This window comes from Flavobacterium sp. FlaQc-57 (genome assembly GCF_044007395.1).
Classification (GTDB): Bacteria; Bacteroidota; Bacteroidia; order Flavobacteriales; family Flavobacteriaceae; genus Flavobacterium.
Genome location: NZ_JBIPDA010000008.1, coordinates 82,734 through 108,255, shown reverse-complemented (window position 1 = coordinate 108,255; position 25,522 = coordinate 82,734). Strand labels below are relative to the sequence as shown.

The following is a 25,522-nucleotide window of genomic DNA, read 5'->3' as shown; positions in this document are numbered from 1 at the left end:
AATAAACCCGACAAGTTTTAAAAACCTGTCGGGTTACTAAATGAATTTACCCTTATATATAAGGAGTAATTATTTTTTACTTTGCGTCTTGGCTTTTTCTTCCCAATAATTCATAAGCTCGTCATAATTTACAGGATGAGCAGATTTTAACATTAAACTCTGCCTCATGTCCATCGCAAGCGGAATATGATATTTAAATTCTAAGTTTCAGGAGCTCCTTCAATAGCCAAATAGTCATTTCCCCTCCAATTGGCTCATAAACCATAACCTCCGACCACATCGCAATTGCGTATAATTACTAGACCTCAAATCTCTCACTACTTTCACATTCGTCACCGACATATGAAGCATAATACTTTTATTTGATATAGTCGTGTAATAAATGCGCTTACAATTGTATCATATATATTGCTACATCATAAAATATAAGGCTCTTTGAAGTATTTCAAGTTGCTTTATAGGTGTTTTTGATTTTATGAATTTCTTCTTTGCTAATTTTGGAATTATACTTGATGATTTTTTGAAACATAATTTCAAATCCTCAAAAATTTCTGTCTTACTTTTTGAAGCATCTATTAAAATTAAATCTTTGATTTCTTCTATTCTGGACAAACTATTATAGAGATGCTTATTAAACAAGCAAACCATAAAATTTGTATTTATAGCGTCTAATTCAAAAAAATCTATCAATTCTGAATATTCATAAACTACAAATACAGAATGGTCAAAACCACTAGCTTTATAGTCATTTTTCAGCAAAAAATAATCCTCCGAAAATTCAAATTCATCTTTGAACTTTCGTTTAAACATTTTCAAAAAAGTCCCCCTATTATCGCGAACTAAAACTTTTTCTTTTCTATCCATCTCTTAAAATCGTATTTATCCTTTAATAATAGTCTACACTTTAATAACATAAAAACATTCTTTATAACAAAATAGAGTCCCATATATATTGATATTGGGAGCTTAATTGAAATAATACAATAATTACTTCCTATTCATTTTAGTCAATTTATTTGAAAAATGACAAATGAAAAAGAAGCAAAAGGGCTTATAAACAAAAAGCTCAAACCTGTAAAGGGTTAAGCTGCAACTAAGATTTGGAAGCTTTAATAAGTTGTATAAAGAAGGTTAGATGTATCTATTTGTACTTTTAAAAAAGATAGTCAAACAGATAAATACTTAATACATAAAGGAATTATTCTAACAAAAAAGAAAATTGTTATTAATCATCCAACGCTGCTGCAATTCTTTTTTTGGGTAAAAATTTTTATACAAATCCAGAAATTAGAATTGTACAAAATAGCCGCAGGAAAAAAAAATTAAGACTGTAAATACAATGAAAAATGCACAACAGTCATTAATTTATTATTAATAAGGAATGAGCTCGATACTGTATCGAGCTCATTATTATCTAATTTTAATTGTAAAATCGTCTCATTTTTGACCATGGTCAATTTAGACCAGATGAAAGTGCCTTAGTAGAAATTAAAAACAGTTAATAAAACAATCCTAAACTCCAACATTCATGTTTTGGTTTTCTGTCGGACTGTAGTGTTTAATTTTTTTAATTTTATCGTTCAATTTTAGAACTCGATCAAGCTGTTTCTGTTGGATAGTGTATTTAGTATAATATTTATACCATTCTTTTCCAATAAAAAAGGTTGTCACAGAAACGCCTGTGAGCAAACCAATAAGGTAATTTGTAATGTCCATGATTGTATTAGTTTATTGTTGGGTTTGTTGTTGGTTTTATTGATTTTCTGTTGATTTATTGTTGATTTTATTTGATTATTATTTAAAAAGCATTTTTATCTCCTTTTAAGGTAACAATGACTGTTAAGAAGCAAATTTTAATATCCTTAATTAAACTCCAGCGCTGAACATATTCGATGTCGGTTGTAACACGGCGCTTCATGTCAGATACTTTTTTGGTTTCTCCACGCAGACCCGAAACCTGAGCCAGACCTGTAATACCGGGTTTAACAAAATGACGAACCATAAAATTATTAATATGTCCATTGTAGTCTGATGTATGTTTAATCATGTGAGGGCGTGGTCCTACTACACTCATATTTCCTATCAAAACATTAAAAAATTGTGGCATTTCGTCTAAACTGGTGCGACGAATAAATTGTCCAATTGGTGTGATTCGGCTATCTCCTTTTTGCGCTTGCTGGCTTTCATCGCCTACATTTACATACATGCTTCGAAATTTATAACACCAAAACTGCTGATTCTTCTTTCCAGTTCTCATTTGTTTGAATAAAACTGGTCCTTTGCTTTGTTTTTTAATCAGAAAAGCTAATAAAGGATATAACCAGGACAAAATGAAAACAATAACCAGAATGCTAAAAACAAGATCGAATATTCTCTTAATTAATCGATTATAAGCATTCTGTAGCGGCTCAAAACGGGGCTTAATAACATGAAAATTATTTAAATGACTTGAGTTAAAATGTTTTTTTGAAATCGACGAAAAATCCGGTACAAATTTTAAACGCATACAACGTTTATCGCCAAGCTCAAAGAAATAATTCAAATCTGAAATAAAATCAGGTTTAGAAACTATATATAATTCGTTTATATCATCTTCAGAGGCACTATGAATTGCCTCACAAAGTGCTAAACTAAAGTCTTCATTACATGTATATTCCTCAGACGAATTTTCATTAAGAATACCTACAAAATTTATAAAAAAAGAATTGTTTTCTAGATGAGATGCCAGTTCGATACTCGTTTTATTAAATCCCCAAATTGCAACTGTATATTGCTTGAAAACCCACCCTTTTATTTTTCCTATTACTACAGTAAACAAAATTCTGGATAGCAAAAAATAGGACAGCAAAAAACTCAATTGAATCAAATTAGCCTTACTCCCAAAGAAATACAAGACGTCATCCTGAAAAATAAAAATATAACTATGCCATAATATTCTTTGTGTAAAAAAAGCTCGCCAGCTATTTCTAAAAAATTCATCTAAACTAAAAAGAACATCTACCCGATACAATTGAAAATAAGTAACTGAAAATAACCAGATTAAAATTGTAATCGGAATCATTTTATTTAGAAACAAAGCATTCCAACCAATATTTTCTTCAATTGCAAAATTCAAAAATAGCATTGTACCAAAGACCATCGCAATCATATCTACAATAGCACAGCACATTATGAACGTAAATTTATGTCTGTTTCGCATTCTTTAATTTTTTCAATAGATTGTAACTTAATGCTCCTATTATACTTCCAACAATTCCATAAAAAATATCCATAAAATCCGGGCTTCTTTTTTGAATTACAAATTGTCCTCCTTCTGCTACGCAAACAATTATTGCTGCAAAAACTATATTTTGTATCAAATTCAATTTTTTGTTAGTACTTGTTTCATTTGAATCATTGCGTTCTGTGTAAATTTCCAGTAGAAAACCTAAACCTAAAAAAGGAACAGCTGTACGCAAATTGTAATAATGATTACTCCATTTTAAAAGCCAACTTGGCAAATAAGTTTCACTAGAAAAACTAGGATCTGACAGCCACGAAAAATAAAAAACGACACCTATAATGAAAAGCAATAGCAATAGAACGATTTTGTGAAACATTTTATATTCTTTTATTTTATTAAATGTGCTTTATACCACTTAGGCTTCTTTGACACTTAGCGTTCTTTTATACCAAGGCCTTTTTGCTTTCACCTCTTGATACTGATACCCGTAACTTACGCCATAACCGTATCCATAAGCTGTTTTCATGTTTACTCCGTTTATAAGAATACCAACATTTTTTAATTGTTCTTTTTTAATAAAATTACTTACCTGAGTTAAATTACTCTTGTCTGTATAATCGTATTTTACAATAAATACTGTCACATCTGCCAAGTAACTAAAATTGAGTGTATCTGATACGATTTGAACCGGAGCACTATCTAATATTATATAATCATAAATAGTTTTTGCCTCTTCAATTAATGCTTCAAAATTAGAATTGGTTATTAATTGAGACGGATTTGGAGGTGGATCTCCAGCGAATAAAACATCCAGATTTTTAGAAAAATTATTGTCTTTATGTACAAATTCTTTCCAGTCATCACTTTTATTTGCTAAGAAATTAGAAAGGCCTAACTCATTTCTATTTACATTGAAATAACCATGTAATTGAGGTTTTCTTAAATCGACACCAATTAACAGTACTTTTTTATTTTGATTACTAATTGTTATGGCATTGTGAAAAGCACAAAATGATTTTCCTTCCCCCTGGATAGACGAAGTAAACAATACAACGCTTCCTTTATTTTCTTTGTTTCTGGGCAATAAGTAGGATATATTTGAGACTAACGCCCGTGATGCCTCTGCTATCAAAGAATGTGAAGTAGCGGTGTTGTCTAATTTTTCGTTGCTGTTTATTTTAGGAATATGTCCTAAAATAGGAATATCCTTAATTACATCCTGAATATCTTCTTCGTTATGAATTTTGGTATCCAAATACAAACGAACATATGTAACTCCAAAAGGAAGCAATAAACCAAACATAAACGCTCCTAACATAAATGCTTTTGGCTGTGGGAAAATTGCCGAATAATTGGTCTCAGGTGCATTTAGAGTCTTTAAATTTGATTCTAAAATCGCTCCATTCAAAACAGCTTCTTCTTTCTTTTGTAATAATGCTACATAAGTTTCTTCTTTTGTAGTAAGATTACTGTTGATATTACCCAAAACTTTATCTTTTGTCGGTATGCTTTTAACTTTTGCATCGGCAATACTTTGCTCAGATCTATTTGATAAACTATTCTGATTCAAGAAGTTTAAATATCCTTCCAGAGTATTTAATATTTCTTGCTTTTGAACTTTTAATTGCGTCATTAAAGTAATGTATGCAGGATTATTACTCTGCGCTCTTTGTAAAATCAATTGACTATCCATAAGTCTTGCATTATAATTTACAAGCATTTGATTGACAGTTGGAGATTCCAGATTATAATCTGTGCCTAAAGTTTGGGTTGGACCAGATTGTTTTATATCGTTAATCGCAAAACTTGCAAGCGATAATTGTTTTTCATTGAGTAAAGAGCTTTCCTTTTTTTGACTTCTATCGGCTGTTTTTTCGACAATATAGTTGTCTAATACTGCTATGTCATTATTTTGCAAATACTTTTCTTTTACACTTTCGATCGAGTCTTTTTCTTTGCTGAAATTTTTTATTCTTTGATTTAAATAAGAAACGGTATTGCTATAGACTTTTTGCTTATTGACAACAATGTTTTTATCAAGTAATACGATGATTTCGTTTAATATTTTTCTTGAACGATCAGGACTCGAACTAATGTGTTTCAATTCTATTACTCCTTTTGCATTTTCATCTGATAAAACAATAAGTGAAGCTTTCAGGTTTTTTAAGGCTTCGCTTGTTGGTGCAAGACTTACTTTATACTCATTCTCAAAATAGTAGGATGGTTTTTTCTTTGCTTTTGCAGATAATCTAATTTTAAAAGGTAAGCCATATACTTCTTCTTTTCCGTCATATCCTTTTACATTAAAAATCTTTTCTGTATCCGGATCGGTTATAGTAAATCCGTTCTGATCGATTCTAATTTCATAAGAAACTTGCGGTAACGAATCTTTAGAAACTGTAGGTATTAAAACAAAAGGAACTTCGTTCACGTAATTATTTTGTACTGTATATAGTTTCTCAAAATAGCTGAAATTTAAATTCAAATTCTTTACAACGCCTAACAAAAATTCGTTAGAGGTCATTAATCTGATTTCATCTTCTAAATTATCTTCACTGCTTTTTTTATCTGTACTGATTGTAATGATTTTTGTTTTATCTTCTTGTTTTTTGTCAATAAAGATCGAAGCTGAAGTTTCGTATGTTGAAGGAACTACTTTGATAAAAACAAAAGCAGCACTCATAAACAAAATTAAGCTAAGTAAAAACCAAGGCCAGTATTGAAAATACTTTAAAAATTCTTTTTTTAAATCCATAACTATTTAATTAATTTGATACAGTCGCATTAATAGCAATAAGTGTATTTTAAATCTATTGTTAAACTATTATATACTCTCTTTACTGTTTACTATTTTAAAATCAGTAAAATTACTGCTGCAAGAGAAGCTGTTATACCCAATACTTGTATTGGATCTTTGATTAAACCTCCACTATTTACTTTTAGTTTATTAGGCGTTACAACAATAACATCATTTTGTCTTATTCGATAAATTGGATTAGACATCCATGCGGCCGTAGTTAAGTCAACATGATAAACTAAGCGTTTTCCGTCTACTTCTCTAATCAGCACGACATCTTTTCGAACTGCTGAATAGGTTAAATCTCTTGCCAGTCCTATTGCATCTAACAAGCTGATAGACTCTTCAGTAAAGGAAATTACACCAGGAGAGTTTACTTCTCCTAAAATGGTAAATTTATTATTGAGGACTCGAACCTGTACGGTAGGATTTACTAAATAATTTTCATTTATCAGACGCTCTTTTATTTTGGTTTCTGCATTTGCCGGAGTTAGTCCTCCTACTTTAACTTCATTCAAAATCGGCATCATTATGGTTCCTTGAGGATTAACTAAATAACCGGATAATTTCATCATTTCTACCGAGTTTTGTGCCGTAGTCGATCCGCTATTATTATTAAAAGGTGCCGCTACTATCGGATTAAGATCCCCAACATCAATTTTTAAGATATCGTTAGGCTGTATCATAGGAGAAGTATAATTTACGGTCGTATTTGTATACCTGTCTAAATCTTGCAAATACAACATTTGTTTCTTGGTAGTACAAGATTCTAGCATCAATAAAGACAACAAAATTATTGAAAGGAATATTTTCTTCATGTTTATTATGGTATATATTAGTATTGTAATTACTTTAAATTCTTTTGAAATAAAATGAAACCTATTTAGCACTCAATAATCTCCTCTATCTTCACTAAAATGGCATTCAATCTTTCTATTTGCAATATTTTTTCCTTTAATTTTTGTCTTGAATAAGATGTCTTAATCTCGAATTTACCAGCAATTTTGCAATTATTTTAAAGCTCTAAAAGCAAATAAATTAATAATTATATTTCTCACATTAATGAACTATATACTGTCTTAAAGCAATAGTTTTTTTAAGAAAGACAATTACAATTGCCGCTAAACCGTGAAATTTGTAAATTCTATAGTCTTCTTTTAAAACCTCAAAAGCACGTGTAAAACTGGTACTCATTCCTCCCATTCTCATTTTGACTATATATTCATTGATATAACCCATTTTAATTTTATACTTGTACAAATAGCGAAGCAAAAATTCAGTATCTGATGCAATTTTAAAATCAAGATTATATAGGCCATTTTTATCAATAATGCTTTTTTTCAGGTATACTGTAGGATGCAATGGCAGCCAACCTTCTTTAATTCTTTTTAGACTAAAAACACCTCCAATTCTATTTCGAATCAAGCGTTCATATTTGTCATTTGAAACATAAACTCCATCACCGTAAACTCCGTCTAAATTGGGGTCAAAATTAAAACGTGATGCAATTCTAGAAACGGCATTTTTATCATAAAACTCATCGTCAGAATGCATTAAACCAATAACATCTCCGGTGGCTAATTTTAATCCTTTGTTTATAGCATCGTACATCCCTTTATCAGGTTCTGAAATGTATTGGCTTATCTTGTCTTTGTATGACTCAATAATTTCTTTTGTTCCATCTGTAGAATTTCCATCAACAATAATATATTCAATATTATCATGATTTTGTTCTAATACACTTTTGATGGCTTTTTCAATTGTATTTTTTCGATTGTAGCATACTGTGATAATAGTAACTCTCATAATAGTTATTTTTTAAATTATAAATATTCTTCATAGTGTACTGTTTTTCACATTTATAAGTTAAAAATAAAACAAAGGTTTTTGACTAAAAAATGTTCTCGATGAAGCACCACAATACTCGTTAAAAGCACAAAAAAAGAGGCTTGAAAGTATGGTGCGCAAAAATCTGTTTCCTTAATTAGGAAATTGAGAGAGAAAAAACAGTTGGACTAAATAGTGTGTTTTGTAAAAAAGAAGTCTGCTATTGATTTAACAATAGTTTGTCAAAATAATTAATTGTAGTAACCAAACCTTCACGTAGTTGTATTTTAGGTTCCCAGCCACTAAGTTTACTTTTTGCCAAAGAAATATCTGGCTGTCTTTGTTTTGGATCATCTTGAGGCAGATCCATATGAATAATTTTTGATTTAGATTCCGTCAATTCTATAATTGTCTGAGCCAATTCGAGCATTGTAAATTCATTGGGATTACCCAAATTCACAGGTCCTAAAAAATCAGGTCCCGAACCCATCATTCTAATCATACCTTCGACTAAATCATCAACATATTGAAAAGAACGGGTTTGCAAACCGTCTCCAAAAATTGTAATATCTTTTCCCTTTAAAGCTTGTACAATAAAATTAGATACTACTCTCCCGTCAGCAGGATTCATATTTGGACCATAGGTATTAAAAATTCGGATGATTTTTATGGCAACCTTATTTTGATTGTGGTAATCCATAAATAAAGTCTCGGCACAACGTTTACCTTCATCATAACACGATCGAATTCCTATTGGATTTACGTGTCCCCAATAAGTTTCGGGTTGAGGATGTACAAGTGGGTCACCATATACCTCACTCGTACTCGCCTGTAATACTTTAGCATTTACACGTTTTGCCAACCCAAGTACATTGATTGCTCCCATTACTGAGGTTTTAATCGTTTTTATCGGATTGTATTGGTAATGCACGGGCGATGCGGGACAAGCTAAATTGTAAATCTCATCGACCTCAGCATAATACGATTCTGTAATGTCGTGTCGGACCATTTCAAAATAAGGATTATCCAATAAATCAATAATATTAGATTTGGCACCTGTAAAATAATTGTCCAGACAAATAACTTCGTTGCCTTCATTCAATAATCGCTTGCATAAATGTGATCCAACAAATCCAGCTCCGCCAGTTATCAATATTCTTTTCATTTTCTTTTGTATAAAGTTTTTATCCTATTCATTTTGAGATAAAAGAAACAATCGTTTACTTCGACTAAATGCAACTTTTATAATAAATCCCAATCTAAACAGTAAAAAATTATGGTTTATAGTGCGGCGATTTCTAGTTATTTGATTTAATCTTTACCATCAATGTTCTCGCGTATGATCTTCGTATGTGCCATGCTCTTAAAAAATCATTGTAATTGTAGTTGTAATATGCTTTTTTCCAAAAGGTATCCAGGTAACTTTTCCAGACTGAAAATCCTTTATGAAAATATCTTCCAAATAAATCCCAAGGTTTAGGAGAACCGACAAAATGTAAAATTGCTTTTTTACTAACCGGTTTATTAATATGTGCATACCAAGGAAGATTAAACTCATCTGGTAAATAAGCAAAATTTCCTGCGAATAATGCATTCAATATTGTCTGATCGTGTGATATTAATTTAGTAGAATATTTTTGTCCAAAAGTCAGACACTGACTCTTAATATCTTTTTCACGCCACATTTTCAAGTTGAATAAGACTATACCTGAATTGAATACTGGTAAATCAAGATCTAATCCGATATCATTGTTTAAAAAAGAATAATCAAGTGCAAAGCGCAGTTCTCCTGCATTTACTGCTGCGATCGCTTTTCCTTGAAAATCAAAATTTTCTAAAGACAATACATCTAATTCAACAACAAGATCTGCATCTAAATACAGCACTTTTTCATCCAGAATATAATCTTGTAACAGCAATCTTCCATAGTTCGTCAAATCTCCTTGTAAAGAACTAAATGTTCCAAAATGCTCTTTAGCATTAAAGTCAATTAACTCTATTTTGATTAAACCATAACGCTTAAGTAATTTATAAATATTTTCTTTGTCATCATGATTTAGGTCTGCACATAAAATATAAATATTTAATTTTTGTGGGTCAGAACAATTTTTTAATAAAGAATTTAAGGTTACTCCAAGACCTACCATTGCTAATCTATTGATGTTAAAAGCTATATTCATACTTTTTCTTAATTTAATTATCGTCTAAATTGTTTTCACTTCTAATTGCAATAGTTTAAACTACTCTATGAAGTTTTATGCCTTTTACTATCTGGCCTTTAATGAACCAACCTTAGTCTGTATTTGAAAAAAATAATGTGCTTTAAAACGGGCCAAATAAAATCCTTGTTTACCATCTAAAAATCCCAATTTAAAAAAATAGGCACCTACAAAATAAACCATAGGAAGTAAACCGGTATTAAGAAGGCCATATTTAATCTTTTGATTTAATGACAAATGCGCATTTTTAGATTCTTTAAGTTGCAAAAACCTTTTAGCTTCCCAAGTAGAGTAAGCATTGTGTTTGTCGATATAATGTTCTAAATTTTTAAAATCTTTATGAACAACTTTCGCTTTAATAACTCCAACTTTACCTTCGATAATAGGATGTTCATGAACTTCCATATCTAAATGACTCCACAAATCTTCGTCGATTTTTTCATATGCTCCTTTTGATTTCTTAAAAAGAGCCGACTTTTGAAATCCATAACCATATTTGAGCTTTCTGCCCATAAAGTAGTTTTCAAACTGTATTGTGAAACCGTTATAATTAGGATCTAGAGTTTTGGTTGCCACTTCATTCACAAATTCTTCAGTTACAAATTCATCTGCATCTAAAAACAAAATCCATTCGTGACGAAGGTTTGCATTTTGAAGTGCCCAATTTCTTTTTTTAGGAAATTTACCATTCCATTGAAATTGCAAAACTTCGGCGCCCATAGCAGCTGCAATAATTGTAGTATCATCTGTACTTCCAGAATCTACTACTATTATTTGGTCAAATCGCTTTAATTTATCCAAACAAGATGGCAAATTCAAAGCTTCGTTTTTGACAGAAACGATTACAGTAATTGGAATTTTATTCAAAGCTTCTAGTTTTTATAAATTTGGCAGGATTACCTCCCACTATGGTATTTTTCTCGACATTTTTAATGACAACAGCACGTGCTGCTATAACTGCATGATTTTCTATAGATATTCCGGGTGCTATAAAAGCTTCAGCCGCGATCCATACTCCACTTCCAATCGTGATTGGTTTTAAGATTAGGGGAAAATCTTTTTGTGTATAATCATGAGTAGATGCGCATAAATAGGCTTTTTGTGAAATTATAGTATTATCAGCGATGGTTATTTTTCCTTGATTATAACAATCAACCTTAGGTCCTAAGCTGGAATTTTTGCCTATTTCTAAATTCCAAGGCGCCCATATTTTTACCGAAGCATACACATGAGAAGACCATTCTATTTTTGCTCCAAAACATTTTAGTATAAAAACCCTCCATTTTTTAAATAACCGAGAGGCAAATGGGCGAAATAAAATTAATCGAGCAAAATTCCAAATCAATCTTGAAATTTTATTTTTCAAACTAAAAGAATGACTGTAAGTAGATAAATCCAAAATGATAATTAGTTAAGTGTTTTATACAATTCGATTATCTTATTTGCTACAGTATTAATTTCGTATTTTTCTGAAACAAGTTTTCTTCCCTTGTTTCCCATATTTTCCAATTCTTCAGCAGAGGTATTCAATGCTTTGTAAATTACTTTTTCAAGATTTGAAACAGTCAGATCAAACCACCAGCCACATTCATATGTTTCTAAATCTTCCCACGGTGTGCCATGAGTTGTTATTACCGGAACACCTAAAGCCAAAGCTTCTGCGACTACAATTCCAAAATTTTCGCTATGCGTAGGCAATACCATTACATCTGCAGATCGCAAAAAATCCCACTTTTCTTTACCGTACTTAGCCCCCACAAAATGAACATTATTTAAGTCTTGGGCACTTTGATTGAGGTTTGCTATATAATTTTCATCGCCATTGCCTGCAATTTCCAAAGTCCAGCCTTTGGTGTCACAATTGCGCCAGGCTTCTAACAATATTTCAATCCCTTTCTTGGGATGAATACGGGACAAAAAGACCATTTTTTTTGTTCCGTAATGTTCCTTAATTCCTTTTACATCGTTCATATCGATACCATTTGGTATAATTGTAATGCTATTACTGAAATTTAATTTTCTAATGCTGTCTTTCTCCATTTGAGCAGTCGCATGAATATGATCTACTTTTCTAATTGCATTATTCTGGAATAAGAAAAGTGCAATTTTTTTCTTCAAAGGGTTGTGTTGTATTATCCATGATTCTAACATACCGTGCGGAGATAAAACAACTTTTATTTTTAATTCCTGAGCTACTTTTTGAAAACCCCAATTTTGAGGAGTCCAAATTCCATTAATGTGTACAATATCTGGTTTTTCATTTTCGAGGAAAACACGAAATTCCTTAAGTAAAGAAAACCATCGCAACATGCTGCAATCAAAAAAGTTTATCGAAACTCCATCTATACTTATTGGCTGCCTAGAAATTCCTGTTGCGATTATTAAAGAAGTATCTTTATTTAATGCATTACTCAGCAACCGCATATATTCTGTGGTTCCACCACTACTTTTATCAATACTTGCTATATAATGAACAACTTTCATTTGTCTTGTAAAATTTCTTGGTAAATGGCTTCTATTGAATCAACAAAACCCTGGGCTGAAAATTCTTTTGAACGCGAAATTGATTTTGATACCGCATTTCTACGTTCTTCAGGAGTAAAATGCATGACTCTTTCTAATTCTTTGGCCGCAGTTATTTTCCATTCTAAGAGTTTTTCTAAATCATTAGGTTTTTTAGGAATATAGAAACCTGCATCGCCGGCTACTTCTTTCATCGGATCTTCATCTGTTGTAATAACCAAACTTCCTGAAGCCATTGCTTCGACTATTGGCCAGCCAAAGCCTTCATACAAGGATGGGAAAAGCATAACAGAAGCACCTTGATAAAATTGCTGTAACTGTAAATCGTCAATATCATTTATAAAATGTATTGAATCTGATGCTATTGATTTTTCCTTAAAAGTGATCATTTCTTCTGCAGGTGGCTCTCCGGCCAAAATCAACGGTACTTTTATTTCAGAATCTTTGGCCCATTGATCATAAATTTCAAGTACTCCTAATTTGTTTTTATAAAAAGCATTACCTCCAACATGTAGAATATATCCTTTAGATAAATCAATATTATATTTATTAGATACTATTTCTCTAATCGCTTTACAATCGTTTGCAGGCTCAAAATTTTGATTTAGGCCGTTATAAACTACTCTGGATAATTTTGGCGTTTTGTTTAACAGAAAATGTAAATCGGCTTGCGTTTTTTTAGAAATTGGTATAAAATTTCTTGCTTTTCGATACCCCCAAACAATAAACTTTTGATAATATTTTCCGGTAATTCCAGTTTTATTCTCCTGCAATAAACCAAGAGCTGATTGTTGTGCCAAAAAATCGTGACAATGTACCACATGATATCTTTTACTGACCAATGGCACCCACGGACCTAAAGCATTATCAGAGAAAACAAACAACGTTTCTTTACTACAATTAAACAATCGAAACTTCACTTCAATTGGAAAAACAAAAAACTGATCCAGATAACCCAACCATTTTTCGAGAATCGTTTGATTCAGAGAGAATTTAAAGAAAACAGCTTTTGGACTCCATACGACTACCTCATGTCCTTTTTGTTCCATTCCTGCCATAATCATCTGGGCAAAACGAGGCATGCTTTTATGAGCTAAAAAAGGAGGATGAGTAAACAATACTATTTTCATTGCTCTTTTTTCACATTCATATTTATACTTGCCACTAAAAGACCAACTGTAATAACAGAACAGCCTAACATACTAGGCTGAGCCCACTGCCCAAGAATAATTAAATACAAAGCGGTACCACAAAATGTGATGGGTAACAATTTGTCTTCTTTTGGTAATTTTATTGATTTGAAAAATAAATTTATTGCCAGAAATAATCTTAAAAGAATAAGTCCGCCGCCTAAAATAAGTCCTTGTTCTCCTCCAACCCTTCCCAATTCATCTTCCGCAATTAAAAAAGAACTACTGCCAGACAACATTTGTGCTCCTGCGTTGGTCCCCATTCCTAATTTACCAACAAATAAAGGTGACTTAAATAAATTTGCTATTGGTCTTCTAAAGTCTTCAAAAAGTCGTGAGAAGAAAGATTGTTCGAAACTACCACTTTGACCACTTGCGGTGTCTACCCTACTCATAAAAACTTCGGTTCCTAAATTAAAAACTGATGTTGTCTTTTGTAAAATCGTAAATAGAAAAAACAATACGAAAATGGTCAAAGCGATCTTGAATAACTTTTTAAAACTAGAAGCCGAACCAATAAAAGCAAAGACTCCTACTAATGCAACCCCTCCAACAGCAGTTCTACTTACTGTTAATGGCAAACTGAATATTAAAGCTAATGTACTAGCATAAAGTAAAACCTTAGAAACCGGCTCTTTTGAGATCCAAAAATAAAAGATAAACACAGAAACTAAGATGTAAAAAGATGCCAATCCGATAATAAATGAAAAAGTACCAGGAGGTCTAAAATATCCCATTGCGCCAGAAAAACCAGCACTTCCTTCACCTCCTAAGCCTACATTTATAAATGCTGACTGCGGACTAATAAATTGTAAATAAACAATTAAAGTCATCAATATATTTGCCGCTAATAACGCATAACCTATTTTTAAAACATCTGATTTATTTAAAACGGCGCCAATGATAAAAATTAAAGGAAAATGAATCAGCATTATACGCGCACCATATAAGCCCACAAATAAGTTACCGTGACCAAAAGTAAGTGTTACAATTAATGCTAAAAGTGTAATGATAGAACCACAAACGACATATCCATTTAAAAATTTTACGTTCAAATAAATTGCTCTTATGATTATATATATCGCTACAGGATCACGCACGATTAACAATGGAGTAGCCAAACTTGGCAAAACCCATTTACGTAAAGCTCCTTCAAAAATCCACAAGAAAAAATACAACCAAATAGCTGTTTTTATAGACTTATAATTTTCAATTTTTGCAGCATTATCTTTCATTTATAACTTATTACTCTTTTAAACTTTAATTATCTTTAGAACTTAAAACACTGCAAATTTTATTTGCATAACTATCCCAACTGTATGTATCAGCTAGTTGTTTGGCCTTTTTACCCATTTGAAAAATTTTACTTCTATTGGTTAAAAACCAATTTATTTTTTCTGCAATAGCTTCAGGATTTCTAATTGGAACCAAAAAACCTGTTTCTTCATCTACTATTAAATCTTCTGCACCTGTATTTGCTGTAATAATTATTGGCAAACCCTGGCTCATTGCTTCCTGAATAACTAAAGCTCTGCCTTCGACAATAGAAGGAAGGCAAAAAACATCACAAGATCTCATCAATTCCAAAACTTTGTCATGTGAACGCGTAGGTTCATAAGTAAACTTTATTTGATCAGAATAAAAGGAAAGCGGTGCAGCCAATGAACCTAAAACTACTAATTCAACTTTTGAAGGGTCTACTAATTGCATTGCGTCAAATAAATCAGCTAAACCTTTGCGCTGAGTCATTGAACCTACAAACAAAATTCTTAATTTTTTATTATTATTCTTTTCCTCCAACTCAAATTGATTTGATGAAAAAGGTGTTCCAAAAGGCGATTGGATAATCTTTTTTTCATTTGCCCATTTAGGCAAAGATTGACGTACAAAATCACTTGCAACCACAATTGTATCAGCCAATTCTAATTCCTTTTTTTTTCGTTCTAATTTTTGATCACTATCGTTAATACCACCGCCTAAGGTAAATGCCCAACTTGATTTTCTAAGAGCTTCTTCATGTAACAACTCTTGCAAAAGTGTGTGATACGCAATCGGCAAGTCATAAATACATTCTAAACCTAATTTCTTTGCAGCCATAAATGTTTCCAATGCACCGTCTTCATAAGCGTAAACGGCAGTTAACCCATTTTTTTTAGCACTTTTAAGTTTCTTTGAAATTTTTTTGTCTAAATTTTGATACACTCTATCTACACAAAAAATACCTGTTTCTGATTTCGTTAAAGAATTAAGACTTAGTTTGGAAGCAATCATTCTTCCTAATTCTTTTACTGGATAAGCTTCTGTATAAGCTTGTAATCCAGAATCAAATGATCTCCTGCTTATGTCTCCTAAACCTTTTAATTTCGAAATTTTATGCCAAAAATTATTAGGAAAAACGGCAATTGAAGTATGAAATTGATATAATAATCCCTGAGTTAAAAATCCATTTGCAATGGCGCGTACATTACTATTTCCGGAAGGATGAGAAATAAGAATTTTCATGAGATGGATATTGATTTTATAAACTGATTTGCCAAACCATTCAAATCAAAAACCTGAACAGCTATGGTGTTTAATTTCAAATTATTTTTTTCGTATTTTATAATATTCGGTATAATATACTGTCCTTTTGTCGGCGTCCATTCGCGTGAAACGCAAATTGTATTTATTTGATGTTCTTTGTATGCTGCAAAAACACCGCTTTTTTCTGTCTGAAAATAAGGGGTTGTAGATATTCCAAAATCACTATCAATCAGCACTTGAGAAATTACGGTTTCAGATTGAATTCCCATTACTTCATAAGGTATCTCTTTACGGTCTAATACATTTGTATAATTAGAAAGTTCTGCACCATTTTTTCCTACAAAAACAAATTTTATCGGTTTGTCAAATTTGCTTTTAAAGCTTACTAAATCATCAATAAATTCTTTAAAAAGCGCTCCCGGATGAATGGTACCAAACAATACAACTTGAGTAAACTCATTCGTTTTGGTTCTAATTGCCGTTAACGGTATGTTACCGCAAATTGGCAAGAGTTCTGCATTAATATTATGTGACTGAAGAAAAAACTGGTATAATTTATTCTGCGTATTAACAAACTGCGGCTTCGTATTGCGAATTATTTTTTTTACAATTAACTGCTGTACTACACCAATACATTTGTGTTTAAATGAAGACTCAACATCTATTCCAAGCCACAATTCATGAAACATAATATGCCATTTGTGATTTCCTTTTATTTTCTTTAGAAAAGACGGCAACCAAAATGGTAATCCCTTTGGGTTAAAACTGTATGGCACATATTGTAAAGAAATCCAATTGGGTTGTAAATCGTTTATAACACTTTGCAGCCAAACTAAACGTTGATTATGATTTGTTGAAACTGGTATTCTATGTACCATTACAGCAGTTTCTTCTACGATTTGATTTTCACTCTTAAAAAAAGTAACCTGATGATCACATAAAGATAAAATCTGCGCTTTATGACCGGATCTTATAAGAACACCACATAAGCGTCGAGTGTAATCACCTACTCCATCATTACCTATTTCGGCAGAGCCACAAATGAAAAGGATATTCATTTTTTGATTTTATTTACTGTATTTATAAGTAAATCATGTCTTGATTTAAACTCTGTAAAACCTTCCTAAGAACTTGCTAATTTTAATAGCCATTTGTTTTTTTCTAATTTCTCCTCTGGAATGTGCTAAGATTGGACTTTTACTATTTTCCCAATAAACAACATCTTCTCTTCTTGGTATCCTTCCTTTAAAAAATCTTATAAAGTGATTTATTCGCCAAGGTTTTAAACTTCCTAAAGCATGAATCATCGTTGCTTCACCGGGAATAAACCCCATTCCGTCTTTACCTATATAGCTAATTGCTCCATCATAAGCTTCGATAGTTGCATTTAATGCGTCTTGATCTGATTTGTCAAAAAACTGAAATCCTTCCATTTTTAATATGGTTGAATTATGAGTCTGATTAAAAAAGATCGATTTATCAAGTCCGCCTATTGCATCACCCATGCTCTCTTGCAATTTGATCCATAACTTTAAAAAAGAAATGTTTTTTTTACTTAAACCGACAAAACCCCCATTTACATAAATCTGATTTTTGTATTGTAAATCAATATCATAATTTTTAAAATAATTTCTCCAGCCGTGTCTGCGGGGGTGAAATTCTTGTAATGGTGAATTAATATCTTCGCAAACTGCTACTCCACAATCAACCCATTGTTCAAAACATTTCCAGGAGTCAATAACTACAATATCCGGATCAAAATAAAATAATGCATCTGCATCTTTCGCAGCGCCTTCCCACAATTCCAGCATAAAGTCTGGCTTATAATTTGTGAGACTGTATGTGGTCGCTAATTGCAAAAAAACAAGTTGAATACCTTCAACAGGACTGACCGAGATAGCTTCTTTCCATTTACCAACCGATTCTTTTTTACCTTTTAATATCCAATTTGGTAATGATCCTCGATAACCAACGTAAATAGTTCCGCGAAATCCTTGCGTATATAGTGAATTAGAAAGTGTAGCAACTCCATAATGGTAATGCCCCTCAAATAAGGTACAAACAGCTGAAATCATATCTTATATTCTTTTTTTTATGAAACGTGCGGGTACTCCTGCCCAAACCTCATTTGCAGGTATTGATTTATTCACTACTGAACCAGCTGCAACAATTGAGCCTGTACCAATTGTAACTCCTTGTAGTATTATGCACGAAGTTCCAATCCAGACATCATCTTCTAAAATTATCGCTTCACTTGTAATTGGCTGCTGATTTATATTGGCATTAATTTTATACTCGTGTCCTGTATTATTTATGGTTGTTTTACTTGCAATAAGACAATTGTTTCCAATTATAATTTTTTCATTGCAAACAAATTCGCAAGCATGTCCAATAAAGACCTTATTGCCTAATTTTATATATGAGCTATCATTAAAAGGATGCCATATTCTAAAATCAACTCCATTTTGTATCTCACATTCACGACCTAAAATTAATTTATTGGGCCAATTACACGTGATACTTTCAATTTTCGAGTCGGTGCCCCCTTGTAATCCTCTAATTTTAAGACCGAAAAATGATAGCGAATGACCAATACTAACAACTTTATTATAAATCAATGCTAATTTGTTGGGATGCTTCATACTATTCATTTTTTACAAGAAGAATGTTATATGTACAAAATACAATGGTTTGCATTAAGGCAACTAATCCTAAAACAATATTAAAAAACAAAACACCTCTTAAGCTAGTTAAATCTAATAGACTGGCAGACACAATTATTGCTAATAAATTAATTAAAATTAGCGCGATTGGCGACATTGCCCAACCTCTCGAACTGTATAAATTAAAAACAATTCCTCCTAACAATCCAATGCAGCTACTAAGAATACTTAACAATAACTCAAATGGCAATCCTTTATATGCATCTCCAAGCAACCATAGAATTGGTGTTGGAAACAAATAAACAATGAGAATAATTATACTTAATAAAATTATTAGAAGTCCCATTATTTGAAAGAAACGTTTCAGTAACAAATATTTATTCGACGTTAATTTTGCAAAACGCGGAATAACTAATGTTGTAATTATTGCACTAAAAATAGATAGCATTACACTCAATCTGCTCAAAGCGCCCAATTGTGCCAATGAAGTTGCATTACCAAATATAGAAATTAACCAAATTGTAATTTGTCCTGAAAGGCAATAATAAATAGACGTAGGTAAAATACGTTTAACTAAATTTAGTATTTCTTTTTTAACTTCAACATCTGGCTGTTGTTTTTTATCAGCCATAGTGTAAACTATTTTTCTCAAACCAATATTTCCCCAAATTCTTGGTATTCCTGCAGCCAAAACCGCTACAAAAGCCCATGGAAAAATAAACATTGTTAAGCCTGATAAAAGTAATCTTCCTATTCCAACTTCAATTTGATTTCTTTGCAGAGGTAAAATAGTTTGATTTAGTTTTGGAATAATTTCTAACAACGAATCAGACAATGCGGCATAAAAGGCCGGAATCATTGCTGCCGCAATAAGTAAAGATGTAACCCAACTAGCGCCATTATGAAATAAAAGATAAAATAAAATTGGTACAGATACTAACAAGCTTGCCAGTGCAAACTTTTTTCTTAAATCTAAACCTGTCGCTAAAACAACTCCCATTCTTGCTTTATCTTCCCACACTTTTCCGCCTTGAGCCATAATTCCTGTAGTTATACCACCGTCTGCAAGTACTGTCATCGTACCTAACATAGTATTTGCCAAAGTATAAAAGGCGTATTCCTGAACGGGTAATAAACGAATTATTAAAATTCCCGAAGCAAATCCTAGCGCTTGTATAATAATTTGAGCACTTCCGGTTATCGAAATTAATTTCCCCCAGTTTATTATCGTGTCGTACTTGGGATGCTCTTTGACTTTTATTAAAATATTTTTCAAGAAATAGAAATAAAACGATTAAAAAATATGTCCTTTTTAAAATTGATAAGTTTAACCTTTTCCAATTCCTTTAATCTGAAAACCAATTTCGGCTAATTTTTCAGCATCCAAGATGTTACGTCCATCAAATACAAAAGCTGGTTTGTACATATTGGCATAAATCGAATTCCAATTGTAAGTTCTAAATTCATCCCATTCAGTCAAAACTGCAACTGCATGCGCTTGATCGAGCGCTTCGACAGGCAATTTATATACGAAAATTTGCTTCAATTTTAATTCAATTTTCTGTTCTGTAAGCCCTTTTAACTCCCATAAATCACGCATATCGGCTTTAATTTTTTCTTCAGAAACTTTGGGATCATACACGTGAATTTCTGCTCCATCTTCAATTAGATGTTCAGCAACATAAATAGCGGCAGACTCACGAGTATCATTAGTGTCTTTTTTGAATGCCCAACCCAAAAAAGCTATTTTTTTTCCGCTAACGGTATTAAAAAGTGACGTGATAATTTTCTTCGCAAAACGATATTTTTGATAATCGTTTAGAATAATAATCTGCTCCCAATAATTAGCGACTTCATTTAAATTAAAATAGCGACATAAATAAACCAGGTTCAAAATATCTTTTTGAAAACAAGATCCTCCAAAACCTACAGAAGCTTTTAGAAACTTAGAGCCAATTCTGCTGTCAGTTCCAATTGCAGTGGCAACCTCATCAACATCTGCTTCAGTAACTTCACATAATGCAGACAATGCGTTTATTGATGATATTCTTTGTGCCAAAAATGCATTTGCTGTTAATTTTGATAATTCTGATGACCACACATTTGTGGTTAAAATTTGTTTTGGTGACAACCAATGCGCATAAATATCAACTAATGCCTGAATTGCTTTTTGACCATTTTCTGTTTGTTTTCCTCCAATTAAAACACGGTCTGCGTGAAGTAAATCGTTAATAGCTGTTCCCTCTGCCAAAAACTCCGGATTAGAAAGTACTTCAAATTTGACACCGTTTCCAGCGTGATCTAAAATAGTCTGTAAAGTTTCGGCTGTTCGAACTGGAAGAGTTGATTTTTCAACTATTATTTTATCGTTCTTGGCTATTCTTGCTATTTGTCTGGCACATAGCTCTACAAATTTTAAATCTGCTGCCATTCCTTTGCCTTCTCCATAATTCTTTGTAGGAGTATTAACTGCTATAAAAATCATATCGGCGGCTTCAATTGCACTTTCTACATCTGTTGAAAAGAATAAATTACGGCCTCTTGCCTCACGAACTACTTCTGCAAGTCCTGGTTCATAAACTGGTAGATTATCCAAATTTTCGTCATTCCAGGCTAAAATTCGGCTTTCATTTAAGTCTACAACATTAACTTTAATTTCCGGACATTTCAACGCGATAACAGACATTGTTGGACCACCAACATAACCAGCCCCCAGACAACAAATATTTTTGATTTTCATTTATGTATCTTTTCTTGAGAAAAAAGTTTTTTTTATTTCTTTAATTCGTTACTCAAAATAATTCAAGATCGTATAACCACCATCCTTTAAGTGCTGTTCTTTTCTCATAAGCTTTAAATCAGACTCCATCATTTCTTTTACCAATTCCGATAGGTCATATTTACACTCCCAACCTAACTTAGTTTTAGCTTTTGTAGCATCACCAATTAATAAATCTACTTCTGTAGGCCTAAAATAATGTGGATCTACAGCTAATACTTCTTTACCTATTAAAAGTTGGTAATCTGGATTGTTACAAGATGTAACAAACCCTTTCTCTTCTACGCCTTTTCCTATAAATTCTAATTCAATACCCACCTCAGCAAAACTCATTCTTACAAATTCACGAACTGCGGTAGTTTTTCCTGTAGCAATTACCCAGTCTTCTGGTTCATCAGCTTGTAAAATCATCCACATCATTCGGACATAATCTTTCGCATGTCCCCAATCGCGCTGTGCGTCCAGATTTCCTAAGTATAATTTATCCTGCAATCCTAACGCTATTCTTGAAGCTGCTCTGGTAATTTTACGTGTTACAAAAGTTTCCCCACGAATAGGTGATTCATGATTAAACAAGATACCGTTGCAGGCGTACATCCCATAAGCTTCTCTATAATTTACAGTTATCCAAAAAGCATACATTTTAGCTACTGCATAAGGCGATCTTGGATAAAAAGGAGTTGTTTCTGATTGTGGTACTTCTTGTACTTTACCATACAATTCTGAAGTAGATGCCTGATAAATTCTTGTCTTATTTTCTAATCCTAATAAACGTACTGAATCCAAAAGTCTTAAAGTTCCCAATCCATCTGCATTACCTGTATATTCAGGAGTTTCAAATGAAACAGCTACATGACTCATTGCTGCCAAATTATAAATCTCATCCGGTTGAATTTGCTGAATTAAACGTGTCAAATTTGTACTATCGGTCATATCCCCATAATGCAAAATAAAATTCCTGTTTTCTGTATAAGGATCCTGATATAAATGGTCAATTCGGTCTGTATTAAATAAAGAAGTACGTCTTTTTAATCCGTGTACTATATAACCTTTTTCTAATAAAAACTCGCTTAAATAAGCCCCGTCCTGTCCAGTAATTCCAGTAATAAAGGCCGTTTTTTTTAATGGATTCATAATTTAGTTATTAGTTTCAAAAGCAATTTTAGCAAAGCTGCAAGTATTAATTATTAAGTTTTTTTGAGATTTACTGATTACTAATAAACCTTTTCTTTTAAATTTTCAACATTTTCCAGAAACCAATTGTACGTTTTTTGTATTCCTTCTTCTAAATTCACTTGGTGTTTCCACCCAATGTTATGCATTTTAGAAACGTCCATTAATTTTCTTGGTGTACCGTCAGGTTTGCTTTCATCCCAAATAATCCCACCGGTATGACCAACAATTTTTTGTATTGCAGAAGCTAGCTCCTTAATAGTTAAATCTTCTCCTGTTCCTACATTATACAAATATCCCGGAAGTTGGTTTTCTAAAGCAAAAACGACTGCTTCTGCCATATCATCTACAAATAGAAATTCTCGCATAGGCTTACCGGTTCCCCAAAGTATTACTGAAGCATTATTGTTTTCTTTGGCTTCATGAAATTTGCGAATCATCGCTGGTAAAACATGAGAACTGTTCAAATCAAAATTATCATGAATGCCATATAAATTTGTTGGCATTAAACTCACAAAATCTTTTTTATATTGCTTGCGTATCGCCTGACATAATTTTACGCCAGTAATTTTTGCTATAGCATACCACTCGTTTGTACTTTCTAAAGAACCTGTTAGCAAATACTCTTCTTTTAATGGTTGTATGGCTAATTTTGGATAAATACAGGAACTTCCTAAAAAGATAAATTTATTTACACCAAAATTGTGAGCTTCACTAATCAGGTTATTTTGAATTTGCATGTTTTCCATTAAAAACTGATACGGAAAATCATTATTAGCCAAAATACCTCCCACTTTTGCAGCGGCATCTATAATGACGTCTGGTTTTACTTTTTGAAAAAAATTTCGAACGTCTTCTTGTTCTCTTAAATCCAATTCTTTGCTTGAAGCTCCAATAAGATTATTATAACCTTTTGCTTTCAAGGTTCTCCAAATGGCACTTCCAACCATTCCCTTGTGTCCAGCAATATATATTATAGCATTTTTATCAATCATTTTAGGCACTTTTAATTTTTAAAGACTTGTGATTTATATCCTTTCAAGAGTTCATTTTATAATAATGGTGAAGCAATAGATTCTAATTGTTGGTAAACTTGTTTTACCTCTTGAGAATTTTCTTTTTGCAAAACCATTAGAGCATCGGCGGTATAAATTAATATACAATTTTTTACCCCTATAAAAGTAGTATGCATTGAGGTTCCTATTACTATATTCCTATTTGAATCGATAGGATGACCTTTTTGAACTAAATAATCGTAAACAGATTCGAAAGAACCCAAATCCGACCATTCGAAATGAGCAGGAACTACTTTAATGTCTTTACTTCTTTCCATAACTGCATAATCAATACTTATGGAAGGAATGCTTAATGACAAATCATAATCTAAAAAGCCATCATTATTGGCGCTCCAGGCTGCTCTTGAAGTTTTATAAACTTCAGGTTCCTGTTTTTCCAGTTCTTCTAAAAACTTTCCTGCTTTGAAACAAAATAGTCCGCTATTCCAAAAATAATTTCCTCTTTTTAGATAAGTCTTTGCTGTTTCTAAATTTGGTTTTTCGTGAAATGCAATTACATTTTCGTTTTCAAACTCGATGTAGCCGTAACCTGTTTCCGGTTTAGTGGGTTTGATTCCAAAAGTCACCAGGAAATCCTGATTGGCTAATGTAATGGCTTGTTGTAAAGCACTGGCATACGCATCATTTCCTTCTATTATATGATCAGAAGGCGTAATCAATAAAACATCTTCAGGTTTTGATGCAAATGCGGCAAATGCAATTGCTGCGGCTGTATTACGAGGAACTGCTTCAATAATATGAGTAAAAGGAATATTGAATTTCGACATTATGGAATTACTCATTTTGTAATTTTCAATATTTCCAACCACTATCATTTTATCAGAAACATCTTGATTGCGGGCCACCGTTTTCTCAAAGAGTGATTCCCCATCAAAAAGCTCAAGATATTGTTTGGGTAATGTTTTTCTGGAAAGCGGCCACAATCTACTGCCAATGCCTCCGGTTAAAACTACATGAGTAACAGTATTAATTGCCATTTGAGTGCATTAAAATTTCTTTCTGATAAACTTCATTGCGCAAATTAGTACTGGAGAAGCGATGATCTCTTGTATTAAAGTACAATTCGATTCCTTTTTCTTCGCAATAAGTTCTGCCGGTAAAATCTCTGTCCTTATATTCATCACCTAAAATGCGAACATCAATTGTGAAAGATTTCAAAATATCCTCCAGATCTTGTTCTGTTGCATAAGGAACAATTTCATCAACAAACTTGCAGGCTTGTAACTGTATGTAGCGCTCTACTACAGTTTGGGTTGGTTTGTTTTTTGTTGGTCGGTCTAATGTTGGATCAGTTTGTAAACCAACAATTAAATAATCACAATGTTGTTTTGCTTCTTCAAGCATTTTAACGTGCCCTGCATGTAACAAATCAAAAGCACTAAATGTTATTCCAGTTCTCATCTGCTTAATGTTTTTAAATTAAAAAAAATATGCTTATTAATGTAGAATTGTCTTCGAAAATAATACAACCATTTTATTGGGGTTCCGAGGCTTTTTTTAAAATTTAGAAAAAGGGTTCCCCGTGAATA

Annotated in this window: 24 protein-coding genes; all 24 read right to left on the bottom strand. The window is 32.2% G+C overall.

From position 1 onward, the window contains the following. Positions 1-411 precede the first annotated feature (411 nt). Positions 412-864, bottom strand: coding sequence for a hypothetical protein (locus ACHRVZ_RS20890; RefSeq protein ID WP_395424963.1), 453 nt, complete (start codon positions 862-864; stop codon positions 412-414). A gap of 648 nt (positions 865-1,512) precedes the next feature. Further along, on the bottom strand, positions 1,513-1,716 hold the full coding sequence (locus tag ACHRVZ_RS20885; RefSeq protein ID WP_395424962.1) for a hypothetical protein: 204 nt from the start codon (positions 1,714-1,716) through the stop codon (positions 1,513-1,515). Between the two features lie 82 nt (positions 1,717-1,798). Beyond that, the gene (locus ACHRVZ_RS20880; protein ID WP_395424961.1) at positions 1,799-3,199 is read right to left on the bottom strand and encodes an exopolysaccharide biosynthesis polyprenyl glycosylphosphotransferase; all 1,401 of its coding nucleotides are present in this window, start codon (positions 3,197-3,199) and stop codon (positions 1,799-1,801) included. Further along, positions 3,183-3,599 carry a VanZ family protein gene (locus ACHRVZ_RS20875; RefSeq protein WP_395424960.1) on the bottom strand — a complete coding sequence of 139 codons (417 nt, stop codon included), beginning with the start codon at positions 3,597-3,599 and terminating at the stop codon, positions 3,183-3,185. The genes ACHRVZ_RS20880 and ACHRVZ_RS20875 overlap by 17 nt, the downstream gene beginning before the upstream one ends. A gap of 39 nt (positions 3,600-3,638) precedes the next feature. Next, the gene (locus tag ACHRVZ_RS20870; protein WP_395424959.1) at positions 3,639-5,978 is read right to left on the bottom strand and encodes a GumC family protein; all 2,340 of its coding nucleotides are present in this window, start codon (positions 5,976-5,978) and stop codon (positions 3,639-3,641) included. Between the two features lie 92 nt (positions 5,979-6,070). Beyond that, positions 6,071-6,838 (bottom strand): polysaccharide biosynthesis/export family protein, encoded by a 768-nt coding sequence (locus ACHRVZ_RS20865; protein WP_395424958.1) that lies wholly within the window; start codon positions 6,836-6,838, stop codon positions 6,071-6,073. Between the two features lie 241 nt (positions 6,839-7,079). Further along, entirely contained in the window at positions 7,080-7,826 is a 747-nt protein-coding gene (locus tag ACHRVZ_RS20860; protein WP_395424957.1) for a glycosyltransferase family 2 protein, read from the bottom strand. 241 nt (positions 7,827-8,067) lie between these two features. Beyond that, positions 8,068-9,012, bottom strand: coding sequence for a UDP-glucuronic acid decarboxylase family protein (locus tag ACHRVZ_RS20855; protein WP_395424956.1), 945 nt, complete (start codon positions 9,010-9,012; stop codon positions 8,068-8,070). A 133-nt stretch (positions 9,013-9,145) separates the two neighbouring features. Further along, positions 9,146-10,027: a glycosyltransferase family 8 protein gene (locus ACHRVZ_RS20850; protein ID WP_395424955.1), complete on the bottom strand. Its 882-nt coding sequence runs from the start codon at positions 10,025-10,027 to the stop codon at positions 9,146-9,148. An 87-nt stretch (positions 10,028-10,114) separates the two neighbouring features. Beyond that, positions 10,115-10,933 (bottom strand): glycosyltransferase family 2 protein, encoded by an 819-nt coding sequence (locus ACHRVZ_RS20845; RefSeq protein WP_395424954.1) that lies wholly within the window; start codon positions 10,931-10,933, stop codon positions 10,115-10,117. Continuing rightward, positions 10,926-11,465, bottom strand: coding sequence for a putative colanic acid biosynthesis acetyltransferase (locus ACHRVZ_RS20840; RefSeq protein WP_395424953.1), 540 nt, complete (start codon positions 11,463-11,465; stop codon positions 10,926-10,928). The genes ACHRVZ_RS20845 and ACHRVZ_RS20840 overlap by 8 nt, the downstream gene beginning before the upstream one ends. An 8-nt stretch (positions 11,466-11,473) precedes the next feature. Beyond that, entirely contained in the window at positions 11,474-12,550 is a 1,077-nt protein-coding gene (locus ACHRVZ_RS20835) for a glycosyltransferase (protein WP_395424952.1), read from the bottom strand. Continuing rightward, the gene (locus ACHRVZ_RS20830) at positions 12,547-13,719 is read right to left on the bottom strand and encodes a glycosyltransferase (protein WP_395424951.1); all 1,173 of its coding nucleotides are present in this window, start codon (positions 13,717-13,719) and stop codon (positions 12,547-12,549) included. The genes ACHRVZ_RS20835 and ACHRVZ_RS20830 overlap by 4 nt, the downstream gene beginning before the upstream one ends. Further along, positions 13,716-15,014 (bottom strand): hypothetical protein, encoded by a 1,299-nt coding sequence (locus ACHRVZ_RS20825; RefSeq protein WP_395424950.1) that lies wholly within the window; start codon positions 15,012-15,014, stop codon positions 13,716-13,718. The genes ACHRVZ_RS20830 and ACHRVZ_RS20825 overlap by 4 nt, the downstream gene beginning before the upstream one ends. A gap of 25 nt (positions 15,015-15,039) precedes the next feature. Then, positions 15,040-16,281, bottom strand: coding sequence for a glycosyltransferase family 4 protein (locus ACHRVZ_RS20820; RefSeq protein WP_395424949.1), 1,242 nt, complete (start codon positions 16,279-16,281; stop codon positions 15,040-15,042). Further along, positions 16,278-17,360 (bottom strand): hypothetical protein, encoded by a 1,083-nt coding sequence (locus ACHRVZ_RS20815; protein ID WP_395424948.1) that lies wholly within the window; start codon positions 17,358-17,360, stop codon positions 16,278-16,280. The genes ACHRVZ_RS20820 and ACHRVZ_RS20815 overlap by 4 nt, the downstream gene beginning before the upstream one ends. 45 nt (positions 17,361-17,405) lie before the next feature. After that, positions 17,406-18,377, bottom strand: a complete 972-nt coding sequence (locus ACHRVZ_RS20810) for a hypothetical protein (protein WP_395424947.1) — start codon at positions 18,375-18,377, stop codon at positions 17,406-17,408. A gap of 3 nt (positions 18,378-18,380) precedes the next feature. Further along, on the bottom strand, positions 18,381-18,944 hold the full coding sequence (locus tag ACHRVZ_RS20805) for an acyltransferase (RefSeq protein ID WP_395424946.1): 564 nt from the start codon (positions 18,942-18,944) through the stop codon (positions 18,381-18,383). Between the two features lies 1 nt (position 18,945). Then, a complete protein-coding gene (locus ACHRVZ_RS20800) occupies positions 18,946-20,241 on the bottom strand; it encodes a polysaccharide biosynthesis protein (RefSeq protein WP_395424945.1) in 1,296 nt (431 codons plus the stop codon). 51 nt (positions 20,242-20,292) lie between these two features. Next, on the bottom strand, positions 20,293-21,705 hold the full coding sequence (locus tag ACHRVZ_RS20795; protein WP_395424944.1) for a UDP-glucose 6-dehydrogenase: 1,413 nt from the start codon (positions 21,703-21,705) through the stop codon (positions 20,293-20,295). Positions 21,706-21,753: 48 nt separating this feature from the next. Next, positions 21,754-22,878, bottom strand: a complete 1,125-nt coding sequence (gene gmd, locus ACHRVZ_RS20790) for a GDP-mannose 4,6-dehydratase (protein ID WP_395424943.1) — start codon at positions 22,876-22,878, stop codon at positions 21,754-21,756. Positions 22,879-22,958: 80 nt separating this feature from the next. Then, positions 22,959-23,912: a GDP-L-fucose synthase family protein gene (locus ACHRVZ_RS20785; protein WP_395424942.1), complete on the bottom strand. Its 954-nt coding sequence runs from the start codon at positions 23,910-23,912 to the stop codon at positions 22,959-22,961. A gap of 56 nt (positions 23,913-23,968) precedes the next feature. Continuing rightward, complete coding sequence (locus ACHRVZ_RS20780; RefSeq protein WP_395424941.1) at positions 23,969-24,970, bottom strand: mannose-1-phosphate guanylyltransferase; 1,002 nt, start codon at positions 24,968-24,970, stop codon at positions 23,969-23,971. Then, a complete protein-coding gene (locus ACHRVZ_RS20775) occupies positions 24,960-25,394 on the bottom strand; it encodes an adenylyltransferase/cytidyltransferase family protein (RefSeq protein ID WP_395424940.1) in 435 nt (144 codons plus the stop codon). Before ACHRVZ_RS20775 ends, ACHRVZ_RS20780 begins: the two co-directional genes overlap by 11 nt. Positions 25,395-25,522 lie beyond the last annotated feature (128 nt).

Coding starts and splice junctions, on each gene's coding strand:
- ACHRVZ_RS20890 (WP_395424963.1), bottom strand. CDS start 864: ATGGATAGAAAAGAAAAAGTTTTAGTTCGCGATAATAGGGGGACTTTT.
- ACHRVZ_RS20885 (WP_395424962.1), bottom strand. CDS start 1,716: ATGGACATTACAAATTACCTTATTGGTTTGCTCACAGGCGTTTCTGTG.
- ACHRVZ_RS20880 (WP_395424961.1), bottom strand. CDS start 3,199: ATGCGAAACAGACATAAATTTACGTTCATAATGTGCTGTGCTATTGTA.
- ACHRVZ_RS20875 (WP_395424960.1), bottom strand. CDS start 3,599: ATGTTTCACAAAATCGTTCTATTGCTATTGCTTTTCATTATAGGTGTC.
- ACHRVZ_RS20870 (WP_395424959.1), bottom strand. CDS start 5,978: ATGGATTTAAAAAAAGAATTTTTAAAGTATTTTCAATACTGGCCTTGG.
- ACHRVZ_RS20865 (WP_395424958.1), bottom strand. CDS start 6,838: ATGAAGAAAATATTCCTTTCAATAATTTTGTTGTCTTTATTGATGCTA.
- ACHRVZ_RS20860 (WP_395424957.1), bottom strand. CDS start 7,826: ATGAGAGTTACTATTATCACAGTATGCTACAATCGAAAAAATACAATT.
- ACHRVZ_RS20855 (WP_395424956.1), bottom strand. CDS start 9,012: ATGAAAAGAATATTGATAACTGGCGGAGCTGGATTTGTTGGATCACAT.
- ACHRVZ_RS20850 (WP_395424955.1), bottom strand. CDS start 10,027: ATGAATATAGCTTTTAACATCAATAGATTAGCAATGGTAGGTCTTGGA.
- ACHRVZ_RS20835 (WP_395424952.1), bottom strand. CDS start 12,550: ATGAAAGTTGTTCATTATATAGCAAGTATTGATAAAAGTAGTGGTGGA.
- ACHRVZ_RS20830 (WP_395424951.1), bottom strand. CDS start 13,719: ATGAAAATAGTATTGTTTACTCATCCTCCTTTTTTAGCTCATAAAAGC.
- ACHRVZ_RS20825 (WP_395424950.1), bottom strand. CDS start 15,014: ATGAAAGATAATGCTGCAAAAATTGAAAATTATAAGTCTATAAAAACA.
- ACHRVZ_RS20820 (WP_395424949.1), bottom strand. CDS start 16,281: ATGAAAATTCTTATTTCTCATCCTTCCGGAAATAGTAATGTACGCGCC.
- ACHRVZ_RS20815 (WP_395424948.1), bottom strand. CDS start 17,360: ATGAATATCCTTTTCATTTGTGGCTCTGCCGAAATAGGTAATGATGGA.
- ACHRVZ_RS20810 (WP_395424947.1), bottom strand. CDS start 18,377: ATGATTTCAGCTGTTTGTACCTTATTTGAGGGGCATTACCATTATGGA.
- ACHRVZ_RS20805 (WP_395424946.1), bottom strand. CDS start 18,944: ATGAAGCATCCCAACAAATTAGCATTGATTTATAATAAAGTTGTTAGT.
- ACHRVZ_RS20795 (WP_395424944.1), bottom strand. CDS start 21,705: ATGAAAATCAAAAATATTTGTTGTCTGGGGGCTGGTTATGTTGGTGGT.
- gmd (WP_395424943.1), bottom strand. CDS start 22,878: ATGAATCCATTAAAAAAAACGGCCTTTATTACTGGAATTACTGGACAG.
- ACHRVZ_RS20785 (WP_395424942.1), bottom strand. CDS start 23,912: ATGATTGATAAAAATGCTATAATATATATTGCTGGACACAAGGGAATG.
- ACHRVZ_RS20780 (WP_395424941.1), bottom strand. CDS start 24,970: ATGGCAATTAATACTGTTACTCATGTAGTTTTAACCGGAGGCATTGGC.
- ACHRVZ_RS20775 (WP_395424940.1), bottom strand. CDS start 25,394: ATGAGAACTGGAATAACATTTAGTGCTTTTGATTTGTTACATGCAGGG.